Genomic DNA, 13682 nt, shown 5'->3' with positions numbered 1-13682 from the left:
CTTTAATTTAATTAAAGAAAATAAGTGCCTTTATACAGTTAATCATAATTCTTGCTTATATAATTCTCAACCTAGGAAAGTAAATACCCATTGGCGATAAAATACACAAATTAATTTACTGGATTCTTTAATATAGTTCTTAAATAATAGCTATGTCTTTTTTCACTATTTCATAGTTATAAATTCCCGCAATTAAGTTGAATCTTAACCCAAATCTTTTTCTTTTATTTCTATATTTTTCTGATAGTATTCTAAATATTTTAAGTTTTCTATTTACATGTTCAATTACGATTCTTTGTCGATTTAACTCTCTATTTTTTCTTTTTTCTTCTTGGGTTAACTTTCTTTTTTTTGTTTTCTTTTTTGGTATTTCGCTTAATTTATGAATTTTTTCTATACCTTGATAACCTTTGTCTACTAAACACTTTATTTTTTCACTTAATGGTAATCTACTGTTTTTAAAAATTTTAAAATCATGTTCTCTTCCTCGTCCATTTACATAACAAATTATTTCCAAGGTATCTTTATTAACTACTAATTGTGCTTTAAATGTATGTTCCTTCTTTTTGCCACTATAGTAAATTTTTTGTCTTTTTTTTGGTCTTTCGATTGCTATTTCAGTAACATCTATTAATACTGCCTTAATTTCATTCTCTTTTTTTATCAATTCTTTTTTACCACCTAGGGAAAAATAACCTGATTTGAGCAAGATTTTTTCAATTTTATGAACTGTTCTACAAACCGTTGATTCTGAGATATTCCAGTACTCTGATATGTGAAAATAAGTTCGATATTCTCTCAAATATTCCAAGGTTACTAAAATCTGCTCGGACACTGTTAATTTGCTTTTCCTTCCTCTTTTGTGATTGTTTTGTTCTTTTTTGACTATTTCTACTAAAAGATTATAGGTTTCTTTTTTTACTCCAAATCTCCTTTTAAACTTTTCTGGCTTTAATTTTTTTATTCTCTCAAGTTTCATAATTAAATCTTATACTTAAGGTATCCTCCATCGCCCAAAATTATAGATTATTCTGGTTAATCCTATCTCGTATTTAATTTTGCAAGAGGTCTAATATTACGGGCAATAATCTTGACAACCATCTCACTGGTGGAGATGGAAATGATACCTTAAATAGCCGTGGTGACAATGACACTCTCACGGGTGGATTAGGAAATGATAGTCTTATCGGTGGTACTGGTGATGATTCTTTCCGTTTTACTACCGTTAATGAGGGGATCGATCGTATCACTGACTTTAATGTTCGTGATGACACTATTTTGGTTCGTCGTAATGGTTTTAGCGGTGGTTTATCTTTAGGCACTTTAGCGGTAAATAAATTTCATGTCGGTTCATCGGCAACCACATCTTCTCAGCGTTTTATCTATAATTCTAGTAATGGTGCATTTTTCTTTGATTCCGATGGAAATGGTGCAACGGGGGCGATACAAATCGCAACTTTAAGTACGGGATTAGGGATGACAAATCAGGATATTGTCATAGTGTAATAGTTATTAGATAATAGGTTTTTGGGAATTATCTCAGCCTATTAATATCATTATTTTAACTCTACAACCAATTTCAGTAGATCGGTTAGATAATATTCCCATTAAACTCATTTAATCATAGAGCAACACTGTTTCATTCTAGGAGAGTAAAAAGTCCAACCCACCTGAAAAAGCGATTTTATAGATGTCTTTGCACCTCAAAATTAAGGATGTGAATTTTTGTACAAAGCAACTTACAATTGATTTTTGATAGTGTTGGGTTAAACAAGGTAAAGCTCAACCTACAATTTAATTACTTTATAGTTTAAATATGACAAAAATTATCGCCCATTTAGGGCCTAATGGTACTTATTCTGAAGTTGCTACTCTGTGTTATGCTCAACATTTAGAACAAACAAGGGGCATAGAATCGCAATTAATTCCTATTCCTAGTATTTCTCAAACTTTACGCACTTTAACCCAAGGAAAAGCAGATATTGCGATCGTACCTGTAGAAAACTCCATAGAAGGCACAGTGGCGATAACTCTTGACACTCTCTGGGAATTGGAGGGGTTGCATATTCAACAAGGTATAACTATTCCTATTGTACATAATTTGTTATCTCAAGCTCGATCGATGTCTGACATCAAAACTGTTTATTCTCATCCCCAAGCCTTAGCACAGTGTCAAAAATGGTTAGAAAATAATTTACCCCAAGCGGTTTTAATTCCTAGTAATTCCACAACGGAAGCCTTACATCACCTTAATCATGAACATTCTGTAGCAGCGATCGCATCTTCAAGAGCCGCCCATTTATACGATTTACCGATCAAAGTAGCGAATATTAATGACTATCCCGATAATTGTACCCGTTTTTGGATAGTTAGTAAAGAGCCCCACGATCACGGCAATCATATTTCTTTGGGGTTTGCCTTTCAAGCCAACACTCCCGGAGTTTTAGTCAAACCGTTACAAATTTTTGCTGATAAACAGATTAATTTAACTAAGATAGAGTCAAGACCAACAAAACGATCGTTAGGAGAATATTTATTTTTTGTGGATTTAGCCGGAGACACTTCTCAATCTCCAATTCAATCAGCCTTACAAGAGTTAGCAAGTGTCACAAAAGTATTGAAGGTATTAGGAAATTATGACATTATGAATATCGATCGTCAAGAATTGAGTCAGTTTTGAATAAAAAATTTGACGGTAACGGGATTTTATCTTCATATTCCCTTTTACCTAGCTTTACTAAACCATTTTTTTAGGAATCTCTAATTAATATTTTCTTGACAGGGAGAAAAAGAAAGACGATGTAAGGGAGTTAAACCATATTTTTTGATAGCTAATAAATGTTTTTTAGTACCATAACCTTTATTGTTTTTCCAATCATACTCAGGATATTGATCATGATAAGCAATCATTTTATTATCTCGATCGACTTTAGCTAATATACTAGCACTGGCAATGATACTCGATCGAGCATCCCCTTTAATTAGAGAAACTTGAGGATAAGATAAGTTAGGAAGAGAAAATTTACCATCAACTAAACACAGAGAAGGAGACACGGATAAACCCTTAATGGCATTACTCATAGCTAACAAAGAAGCATGATGAATATTAATACTGTCGATCGTTTTATGATCTACCTCTGCGATACACCAATCCATTACAATAGCTTTAATGGCAGATACCTTCTCCTCTCGTTGTTTTGCCGTCAATTTTTTGCTATCTTTTACCCCTATATTTTCTAGTAAATAACTTTTGTTATAGGGTAAAACCACCGCACAGGCGACAACACTACCGCATAAACATCCCCTCCCCACTTCATCCACTCCTGCCACTAAACCTTCCCCATCGGAGATATAATCAGAAATAGAAAAATCAAGTATGGTTGTCATGGAGAATTAAGAATTATTAACTGTTTTAATAACTATAGGGATTGGAAGGAGTTGGAATAATTTGAACATTACCTGCTTGTAAGACTAATTGACGTTTTTCTCTGTTGGTATCTTGAGAAGATGAATCAAGGGAAGGTAAAGTTTCGGTTTTCATCATTCCTTGAATTTCTAACCAACTATCAGGAGGAAATTCTTGACGAGATTTTGGCAATTCTACCACAATCCCCACTGGGTAAGCATCTACGGCACAACAGGTAAGAATAAAACGAGATAGATATATATAGTTATCAGGTAAATGATCTAAATGCACTACAAAACCTGTAATATGAGCTTTTTGTCCTGTATAATTATCAGGCTCAGGATAAGCATTAAGAGTTCTAACCCATTCTATCAACGATCGTTTTTCTGGGGGTGTTTGGGTAAGAAAAGATTGAGTTTCTAAGGTTGTTGGCGGTAATGAGTCTGTTACTCCTCTTTGAATCGCTGTTTGACTACTCAACACGGTAGGTTGAATAATTAAACCTAAAATTGCCACAACAATTAATAAACTACTAGCCCATCCTTTTGGTAATAAATTAGTATGTTGATTATTAGTAGAATTATTGATGTTAGGCTTTTGTTTAGATTTAATAAATATTGAAATACTTTTAGCGATCGATAATAAAAATAATAAAATACTGGTAATAAATACTAACAAAAAATAATTAGGATGAATTAGTAAATTTAATTGTCCTGTTAACCAATATTTAAACAGTAGTAAAGACCATAAAAAAATACCAATTATATCTATAATATCTATAAAATTAAACCATGATTCTCTATTATTTATATTCATTTTATCTAATAAAAATAACTATAGGATAAGGTTAAAATAAAAGTTAATTGAGCAACGATCGCCATTAAATAAAAAATCATTCTAGGCTTAAAAATAGACAACATTAAACCAATTGCCTTAATATCTATCATTGGGCCAAAAACCAAAAAAGCGACTAAAGATGCAGTGGTAAAAGTAGAAGCAAAAGATAAAACAAAGAAAGAATCAACAGTGGAACAAATAGAAACTACTGCTGCTAAAATCATCATAGCGAGAATAGAAGTAATCGTATCTTGTCCTAAATTTAAAATAATTTCTCTTGGTACAAAAACTTGTATGGAAGCAGCGATCGCACTTCCTAAAATTAACACTCCTCCCAATTCCCTTAACTCTATTTGGACATTATTAATAAACAAATCCCACTTTTGCCACCATGACATTGTAGAGTTTTTATCATCTGTATTTTTTAATAAATTTTCATCCATTTTTATTGTTTTACCCTCAGCACCAAGAATAAAACTACCACTTTGTAATAAACTATATTCTTTGATGATCGTTTTTTCTGAAGCTAATTTTTCTTTTTCCACTTCAGCCATCAAAGTCGTTAATCGTTTAGCTAATAGGGGTTTAAGCAAAGGACGAGGATCTCGTTGTAAACTAAAAAGACAACCCATAGTAATAGCAATAATTAGGGAAAAAATTAACCTTAACCAAACTATTTGCGGTTGTCCTCTGAATGCAACATAAGTTGACCACAATACGATCGGGTTTACCGCCGGGGCGGCTAATAAAAATGATACTGCCACCGAAGTGGGTAAACCTTTTAACAGAAATCTTCGGGCAACAGGAACATTACCACACTCACACACAGGGAAGAAAAAACCAAAAATACTCCCTATAATCGCTCCCAAAAAAGGATTTTTCGGCAATTTAGTAATTAAAGTACTTTCATCTAAAAAAAAGATCAAACTACTCGATAACAATACCCCCATTAAAAGAAAAGGCATAGCCTCTACCAATAAACTGGTAAAGAGGGTAAAAGCTGATTGTATTTGATTCATAAAATTAAAATTGATAATTAACTACCAACAGATATAGCATTCCTATTTAGGTTGTCTTTCAAAACTTAAAGATTTTGTTATTTGGCATTCCTAATTCCTAATTAACCAAAAGAATTTTTACATCATCACCGATTTCAATTAAATTTGTACCGATAGGTATAATTCCTAAACCATTCACTCCTTGCAAATTAACTAAATTGCCAGAACTGTGAGAACCATCAGCAATGGTAAACTGATAATATCCGTCTATTAGATTAACATTACCCCATAAATAAGTTTCTCTCATACCGTCACTGCGTAAATAATTGCGAGTAATTCCCCGCACGATCGAAGGAAAGCTATAATTAGTTTTACCTGATAATTTCTCTAAAGCAGTTTTGAGTAAACGCCAACAAGTTACCATTGTTGAAACAGGATTTCCCGGAATCCCAAAATATAACTTATCTCCAAAAGTGGCAACGGTTAAAGGTTTTCCCGGTTTCATTTTCACACTTTGTACTTTAATTTCACCTCCCAACTTGCTTAAAACTTTATCTACATAATCATACTCTCCCACTGACACTCCTCCTGTGGAAATAACCCAATCCGCTTTTTCTAACGCTTGAGAGATGGCATTTTCTAAGGCAGTTTCATCATCGGGAATGATTCCTAAAGGCAAAGGAATTCCGCCATTTTGTTGGATAAAACTAGCTAAGAGATATTGATTAGAGTCGATAATTTGTCCTAATTTTAATTCCTTATCAGGGGTAATTAATTCATCCCCTGTCGAAAGAATCGCAACAATAGGCGATCGAACTACATGAATATTTATACATTGAGCGGTGGCCAAGATAGCCATTTCTGGCGGATTTATTTTGATTCCTGCCGATAATAAAGTATCTCCAGCACGATAAAAAGAACCTTTATGTCTTACAAAATTCTGCGTTGGAGGCGATACAAACACTAACACCTTATCCCCTTCTCTTTTTGTATTTTCCTGAATTACAATAGTATCTGCCCCTTGAGGCAACATCCCTCCCGTGAAGATTCGGGCAGTTTCTCCTTGGGCAATAGTTTTTTGAGGACAATATCCTGCGGGGATTTCTTCTACTATCTTTAAAGATACTGGATTATTTTCCGTTGCGATCGAGACATCTGTATATTTAACAGCATAACCATCCATAGCAGAGTTATCCCAGTAGGGAAAATCAAGAACAGAGGAAATATTTTCAGCTAAAATACGATTAGTCGCATCGAGTAAAGAGACGAATTCTTTATCTTTGATAGGTTTAATTAAATCGAGAATAATTTTTTCAACTTCAGTAACAGTCAACATGAATAAATAATTGATAATTATGTTAATTAGGGAAAAAGGAAGAGGGAAAAGTGACAAGAATTGATTTTTCCCATTTTGTCTAATTATTCTTATTGTACTAGGGCAAGATCTGAGTCAAAAATTAAAATTGGCTAATGATAGTCAAAGTATCAACAAAAGTAGGATAAGAGATAGAGGCCGCTTCTGCACGATTAATAGTTGTTTTTCCATCAGCGTTTAAACCTGCAATAGCTAAACTCATGGCTATACGGTGATCAGTATAGCTATCCATTGTTGCACCTTTCAGGTTATTACCCCCTCTAATTTCTAATCCGTCTGATAACTCGGTAATATTTGCTCCCATTTTATTCAATTCTGTGGCCATTACTGCTAATCGATCGCTTTCTTTTACTCGCAATTCTTCCGCATCCTTAACAATCGTAGTACCTTCTGCGAAACAAGCGGCCACGGCAAGGATAGGAATTTCATCGATTAAACGGGGAATAATCGCTCCTTCTATGGTACAAGCCTTGAGTTTACTTGATTTTACCCTTAAGTCTGCCACTGGTTCACCAGCGGCCTCTCTTTCGTTGAGAATGGTAATATCCGCTTCCATCATTATCAAAGCCTCTAAAATACCTGTACGAGTGGGGTTAATACCTACATTTTCGATCATTAAATCGGAATTGGGTGTAATTGCTCCTGCTACTAACCAAAATGCCGCCGAACTAATATCGCCCGGTACTATGACTGTTTGTCCTTGTAATTTTGTTCCTCCTTCAATGGTGACGCTATGGGTGTCAGGATCAATTTCGAGGGTAGCACCAAACGATCGTAACATTCTTTCACTATGATCTCTCGACAAAGCAGGCTCGGTAACGGTGGTTTTGCCTTCTGTCATTAATCCAGCAAGAAGAATACAAGATTTAACCTGTGCGCTGGGGATAGGAGAGTGATAGTGAATTGCCTTAAGATTCTGTCCAATCACCGCTAAAGGTGCATTTTTATTACTATTTCTACCGTAGATAATTGCACCCATTTGTTGTAATGGTTGAATTACTCTTGACATGGGACGACTTCTCAGAGAATCATCTCCTGTGACAGTGAAAAATTTGTTTGGTTGACTTGCTAATAACCCCAACATTAAACGCATGGTTGTACCTGAATTCCCCGCATCCAATACATTTAAAGGTTCTTGTAATCCATTTTCTCCAATGCCTGTGACGATTACTTTTTCGGTATTCAATTCGGAAACTTTTGCCCCCATTTCTTGAAAACAGTGAGCCGTACTACGAGGATCTTCTCCTAATAATAAACCTTCGATCGTGGTTTCTCCAGATGCGATCGCACCTAACATTAAAGCTCGGTGAGAAATAGATTTATCACCCGGAATCGAGATTTTTCCCCGTAGAGAAGATGCTTTATTTTCGATTATTAATTGATGAGATTGGGCGTTTTTAATGAGGTTAATCACGAGGAATTATTATAAGATATAGATTACAAATAATTTACGATGAACATTTTATCATGAGATTGTCCTCTGGGTGAGAAAATTGTATTTTATTTACTACTACTTTAGATATTATATTTTTTTATTTTATGATAATCAAATTAAACTAATATAATTAGTAAATTATCAATATTAAAATATATTGTTAAAATTTTATTTATGTTGTCAAAATATTTGAAAATTAATATTTCTAAAATTGTTCAAAAAATTGATAACAACTCTAAATATAAATTAATTAAAAATACTCATAGTTATTGAAAAAAAAATAAGTTAATTATAAATAAATTTTAAAACATCTATTTATTTAGTATGAAAAAAAGTAATAATCCATTAGTTAGTATAATTATAGTAGTTAAAAACGGTGAAAAATTTTTACAAACTGCTATTGAAAGTATTTTAAATCAAAGTTATAAAAATTATGAAATTATTGTTATAGATGGTAATTCTATCGATAAAACCCCAATTATTGTTCAATCTTATTCTCAAATTCGTTATTTTCTACAAAATAGTCAAGGAATAGCTAATGCCTATAATCAAGGAATTGATGAGGCAAAAGCTGAATTACTTACTTTTCTCTCTTGTGATGATATTTGGACTTATGATAAACTAAAAATTCAAGTTGATTATATGATTAATAATCCAAAAATTCAATATGTTGTAGGGAAAGTAAAATTTTTTTTAGAAGAAAGAAATTTGCCCCCTTCAGGATTTAAAAAAGAATTATTAGAAGAAGATCATATCGCTAAAATTATGGAAACCTTAATGGTAAGAAAAAATGTTTTTGAAAAAATAGGTAAGTTTAACCCGGAGTTTTTGATTGCCGAGGATACAGATTGGTTTGCGAGATGTCAAGATGCAAAAATTCCGATGAAAATAATTGATAAAGTATTTTTATATAAACGGATACATAATAATAATGCTTCTTTAAATGATCCTCAATATAATCAATATATACTCAAAATTTTAAGAGAATCAATACATCGCAAAAGAAAAAATTTAACTGATACAAAGTTATGTTATTAATTAGTACTAAATATTTTTGGTTATAATTATGAGAACTATTTATTTCAGGAAATTAAAAGTATTTTAAAACAAACTTATGCACTATTGTAAATTATAATTGTTGATCATGATTCAATAGATAACAATACATACATACATATAATTAATTAATTTTTAAACTTTAAAATAAATTTATTTAACAAGATAAAAGGTCTTAGTAAATAATAAAATATTATAGGTAATTCATAAGGTGCAAATAATGCCCATTCAGCATGAGTTGGTATAAATAATAAGTACACTATCGACTTAATTTTATCTCTTAATCTTTCCCTAAATTGTATTGTAAATAAAAAATGATCTATTTTTTTTATTGATTTTTTACATTCAGAAAACAGTGATTTTTCTACTTCATCTGTTAGATATTTAATTTTTTTATCATTAATTATTTTAAGTGATATAAAATCGGGGAGTGATATTTGATATAAATTATTAGCTAAAGATAATCCGACAAGTACTAATCTTAATGCACCTCTATTTTTTGCTTCTTGTATGAGTAATTTCCAATCTAATTGAGGATAATAGTTAATTAATTCAGCAATATCACAAATTCTCGATAATTTATTCCAACCATCTTTTGTTCCATGACCACATAGTAATAATAAATTATTTTCAGGTGAAAGAGTCGATATTTTTTCGTTAAATATTATAATCTCTTCTAAACTTTGGTTTAAATATTCTATAGGTAATGATAAAGGAAAATAATAACAAAACATTTGCCAATGTAAATCTACTTCTACTTTTTTCTTTTTCCAGTAAATTGTATAAGCTAAATGTTTGGCAAATTTTATAAATATTCGATCGCTAATTATATATTCTTTTTTTGGATTATCTAATAATCTTAAAGCAAAATCTCCTCCGTTTGATAATAATATTTTTTTTGCTTGTAATAAATCTTTTTTAGCAATTAAAATATCAATATCATTAAATTCTCTTAAAGATATATTTTCATATATTGATGTGGCTAAACTTGCACCCTTAAAACAAATACAATCAATATTATTATTTTTTAATAATTGTACAATTTCTAATAACTCTTTACTTAAATAAATATTTTTAAAGGCATTATTCCGAAATTTAATTTTCAATATATTTTTAATATCATTAGGCAAATTTTCGTGGCAATATTTTTCTAAATTATAAACAACTAAAGGGATGACAGAATGAGATGTAGCTAAATTAATTAACTCTTGCCAATTAATAGTCTCAGAAGAAGTAAAAAGTTTTATTGTTTTTATATTTAACTCTGATAAAGTTTTACGACTTGCTAATAATAGTAATTGAACTTCAGGAGAAAATTGATTATTAAGATAATTTTTTTGATTTTGTCTTAATACTTGATTTTTTAATTGAAATACCATGAATTTTAAAATAAAACTTTAATAGACAAAAAATATAATTACTAATTTAAAAAAATAATTAATATTCTTAAATACAAAAAAACTCTTCAATATAACTAAATCTTAATATTAATTTAATTTTGAAGTGTTCTGATTGAATACCCCAGAATTTATACTGAATAATAGTATCATTATTTTCAGTTATTATTTCTGTAAAAATATTATTGCTATCATCAATTATTTGCAAAATTAAATTATTAGGTAAATAGATATTTTTATCTAAACAATAAACTCTTATAAAAATGTCAATTTTTTGATTATTTTTAGGCAAAATACTGACCAATAAACCTAAATCATAATTCTCTAAATTAATGATTTTTCCTTGCCAAATAGGACTATTTGGATGGTTTCGATCGAGTTTTTGTAATGCTAAAGCTGCATTCCAACGAATTTCTTCATCTTCTTCATGATTAATAAAATTAACTAAAGTAGTGATAATTTGTGATTTTATTTCGTTATTAATAACCAAATTAGAAAGTGTTTTAAGTATATTATTGACTTGTACTTGATCACAAGATATTAATCCTCGATCGAGATTTTTTTGAAGAATTTTTAAAGATTCAGTGATAGATAACGATCGAAAAGAAACAGCAGAAGATAAGGTAAAATCAGGGACAAAATATCGTTCTTTTAATTCTTCTAAACTTTGCCAACCCTTGATTATAGCATCAGAAAATTGACCATATAACCACTGACTTAAATTTAGAGATTGACGATTTAAAAATAGTTGATGACGAGTAGAATTATCACTAATAAAGCTCAACCATTGATTAAAATTTATGAAAATACGGGGAGATAATTTATCTTGAATAGTAGTGAATAAATTTTCTTTTTCTTGAGAAGATAATATAGATAAAGGTTGAATTTGTGGAATAGAATCCCAACCATATTCATATTCTAAACAAAGTAAATTCAAATCAGTTTCTAAACATTCCGAAGGAAAATCAATACAATGATTAAAAGAATCTAACTTACCATAACTAAGTACATCTTCATGGGAAACATAACCCCAAAAACTAAGATAATTTTCTTCTAAATTGACTTCTACTGGAATATAATAATTTCCCACCCATAAGGGAATTTTTAACCATTCTTCAGGAATTGAAAATTCCGTTTTATCTTGAGTTTCTATGGGAATTAAAACAATTTGACTCAAATCAATATTAATGGCATTTCCGTTAATAAATTCCCAAATACTCAAATTATCTTCTAATGCCATTTCATCAATAAAATTAATATCTAACATTAAATTTAACCATTCACAAAAAGTATTTCTTACCAAAAGATTAAGATAACCACGAAAACAAGTTACATCATTACTTAAACAATTAGTTTTTTCCCAACAGTTGTTTTTTATTTCATCAGTTAATTGAATTTTTATTTCATCTATAGCAGTATCAATAAAAGTTAAATTAGTCATAATATTACATTTATTATTGTTGATAAAAATAATGATGGCAAAATTTTTCTAACCATAAATAGAGATGATCATTAATCATAATATCTTCTCTTAATTTTAAGTTAAGTTTTTCATTAAAATTTTCTCTTAAAAGATTGACAAGTTGAGAAGGAATTTTATCAACAAAAGAAGACTTATCTAGGGAAGATTGAAAACAAGATTCTTTGAGTAATTTTTGTTGCTCAGTTTCCATTTCTTGGTAAGATTTTTGACATAGTAACAACATTTCTGAGTCAATATATTCTGTTAACCATTGTTTTAAAAGTTGAATTAATGGCTTAACTGTTTCCTTTGCAATTTTTCCCTTTTCTTTCTTCACACTCTTAATTACTTCATCTAATAACAATTTTCTAATTTTTTCTGTATTTTTAGACAGTTGATATTGTTCTTTGGTAAAATCAGGATAAGTTAATCGGATAGTTTGAATAATTTGTTGTTGAGTAAAATTTAAACCTTGTGCAAGATAAAAGATGCTTTGAGAAGAAAGATTAAGATTGTTAAAAGCGGTGATAAGGATTTGATTAATTTCGATTTCTTCTCGATTGTCTTCTAAAAAAGTTGAATAATATTGAAAGTTATCATCCTGATTGATTTCTTCATCTTCGAGATATTCAATACTAATAGGATTAACAAATAACCTTGCCTTTTCTCCGCAAAATTTTAGTATCATTTCAAAATTTTCTACGGTTAATTCAGAAGGGAAGTCAAGACGATTTTTTGCCAAAAGATTATATTGATTCGTCATCCTCTTTAGCAGGGATAAAGAAGGGGAAGATAAAGATTTATTCTTATGAGGAGAAGAAGACACATAATTATCTACAAAGCATTGCCACGCTAATAAATATTCTTCTAATTTTTCTCCTCTTAAACCGCCAATTTGTTTTAAAACTTCTTCTCGCTTAGATTTAGCTATTTTTTTCAGTAATCCCCAATTTGTTAATAATTTCCATCCTCGACTGATATAGACTTTATCTTTAATAATAGTTTTCAGTCTAGTTTGAGCATAAGTTGTTATTTTACTTCCTTTATTAAATTCATATTTTTTTAATAGTTTTTCAGGCTGAATAATCGCTTCATTTCCCCATAAAAAACATTCACTAAGAGTTAAAGAATTTACGTTATTATGAATAGAGTTATAAACTTGTTTTGTTGCCCAATAACAAACTTCTTGTAAGTAAGATGTTAAATGATTTTTAATAATTAAGGCAAAATTTAACCGCAAGTTATTTAATAATTGATAAGCTAATTTTTCTCCCTCAATATTTCTTCGATCGATAATTTTATTAATATTAACTTTTAATTGATAATCAGTTTGCCACTGTACAGTAAATTTATAGCTATCAATAATAAATAAAAAAGTAGAAAATCTTTCAACAATAGTCTCTCTGGGTTTCATAGAAAATTTAACGAACTAAATGATTAATATAATTAGTAGAAATTGGGGAAAAAGGTTTTCTTTGAATACTCGCTTGTATTCTTTGTTCATTAATTATTTGCCTCTCTTTTACATTTGCTAATCTACATAAATTTTGGGCAAAATTATAGTCTTGATAATGTTGAAAATGTCCTTTTTTAGTAAACCTAAAATGACGGCAAAAGATACGGTTATTTCTAATGTCAAATACTAAGTATAGTCTGCCTTTGACTTTGACAACATCACCGATATTAATTTTTATTTCTTGCGGATTCATCTGTACT

13 protein-coding genes and 1 pseudogene are annotated in these 13682 nt (G+C 30.1%); 4 read left to right on the top strand and 10 right to left on the bottom strand.

The window, feature by feature from the left end; genetic code table 11:
* Positions 1–139 precede the first annotated feature (139 nt).
* Positions 140–979 carry an IS5 family transposase gene (locus GM3709_RS09900; protein ID WP_082712913.1) on the bottom strand — a complete coding sequence of 280 codons (840 nt, stop codon included), beginning with the start codon at positions 977–979 and terminating at the stop codon, positions 140–142.
* A 95-nt stretch (positions 980–1074) separates the two neighbouring features.
* On the opposite strand from GM3709_RS09900, the pseudogene GM3709_RS21400 reads away from it, so the two are divergent.
* From GM3709_RS21400 to pheA, 3 genes and pseudogenes are all read left to right on the top strand, one after another.
* Positions 1075–1173 (top strand): annotated as a pseudogene (locus GM3709_RS21400) (hemolysin); the annotation flags it as partial.
* A gap of 105 nt (positions 1174–1278) precedes the next feature.
* Entirely contained in the window at positions 1279–1506 is a 228-nt protein-coding gene (locus GM3709_RS21395; protein WP_066118784.1) for a hypothetical protein, read from the top strand.
* A gap of 310 nt (positions 1507–1816) precedes the next feature.
* Complete coding sequence (gene pheA, locus GM3709_RS09890) at positions 1817–2680, top strand: prephenate dehydratase (RefSeq protein WP_066118783.1); 864 nt, start codon at positions 1817–1819, stop codon at positions 2678–2680.
* A gap of 80 nt (positions 2681–2760) precedes the next feature.
* Here pheA and GM3709_RS09885 read toward each other — a convergent pair whose 3' ends face one another.
* The 5 genes from GM3709_RS09885 to aroA all read right to left on the bottom strand — a co-directional run bounded on the left by GM3709_RS09885 (position 2761) and on the right by aroA (position 8030).
* Positions 2761–3387, bottom strand: a complete 627-nt coding sequence (locus tag GM3709_RS09885; protein ID WP_066118781.1) for a ribonuclease HII — start codon at positions 3385–3387, stop codon at positions 2761–2763.
* Positions 3388–3412: 25 nt separating this feature from the next.
* Positions 3413–4222, bottom strand: a complete 810-nt coding sequence (locus tag GM3709_RS09880; protein WP_066118779.1) for a TIGR03943 family putative permease subunit — start codon at positions 4220–4222, stop codon at positions 3413–3415.
* 5 nt (positions 4223–4227) lie between these two features.
* Complete coding sequence (locus GM3709_RS09875; RefSeq protein ID WP_066118777.1) at positions 4228–5262, bottom strand: permease; 1035 nt, start codon at positions 5260–5262, stop codon at positions 4228–4230.
* 97 nt (positions 5263–5359) lie between these two features.
* Entirely contained in the window at positions 5360–6577 is a 1218-nt protein-coding gene (gene glp, locus GM3709_RS09870; protein WP_066118774.1) for a gephyrin-like molybdotransferase Glp, read from the bottom strand.
* Positions 6578–6698: 121 nt separating this feature from the next.
* Positions 6699–8030 carry a 3-phosphoshikimate 1-carboxyvinyltransferase gene (gene aroA / locus GM3709_RS09865; RefSeq protein ID WP_066118772.1) on the bottom strand — a complete coding sequence of 444 codons (1332 nt, stop codon included), beginning with the start codon at positions 8028–8030 and terminating at the stop codon, positions 6699–6701.
* Positions 8031–8375: 345 nt separating this feature from the next.
* Between aroA and GM3709_RS09860 the strand changes: the two genes are divergently transcribed.
* Positions 8376–9089 carry a glycosyltransferase gene (locus GM3709_RS09860; protein ID WP_066118769.1) on the top strand — a complete coding sequence of 238 codons (714 nt, stop codon included), beginning with the start codon at positions 8376–8378 and terminating at the stop codon, positions 9087–9089.
* 146 nt (positions 9090–9235) lie between these two features.
* On the opposite strand, the gene GM3709_RS09855 is transcribed toward GM3709_RS09860, so the two are convergent.
* From GM3709_RS09855 to GM3709_RS09840, 4 genes are all read right to left on the bottom strand, one after another.
* Positions 9236–10486, bottom strand: a complete 1251-nt coding sequence (locus tag GM3709_RS09855; RefSeq protein ID WP_066118766.1) for a nucleotidyltransferase family protein — start codon at positions 10484–10486, stop codon at positions 9236–9238.
* A gap of 67 nt (positions 10487–10553) precedes the next feature.
* Positions 10554–11945, bottom strand: coding sequence for a DUF1822 family protein (locus tag GM3709_RS09850; protein ID WP_066118764.1), 1392 nt, complete (start codon positions 11943–11945; stop codon positions 10554–10556).
* A gap of 13 nt (positions 11946–11958) precedes the next feature.
* Positions 11959–13380, bottom strand: coding sequence for a hypothetical protein (locus GM3709_RS09845; protein ID WP_066118762.1), 1422 nt, complete (start codon positions 13378–13380; stop codon positions 11959–11961).
* 7 nt (positions 13381–13387) lie between these two features.
* Entirely contained in the window at positions 13388–13675 is a 288-nt protein-coding gene (locus GM3709_RS09840) for a hypothetical protein (RefSeq protein WP_066118760.1), read from the bottom strand.
* Positions 13676–13682 lie beyond the last annotated feature (7 nt).

The organism is Geminocystis sp. NIES-3709 (assembly GCF_001548115.1).
Classification (GTDB): domain Bacteria; phylum Cyanobacteriota; class Cyanobacteriia; order Cyanobacteriales; family Cyanobacteriaceae; genus Geminocystis.
Note: the sequence above shows the minus strand (reverse complement) of the source record. Positions and strands in the feature narration are given on the sequence as shown.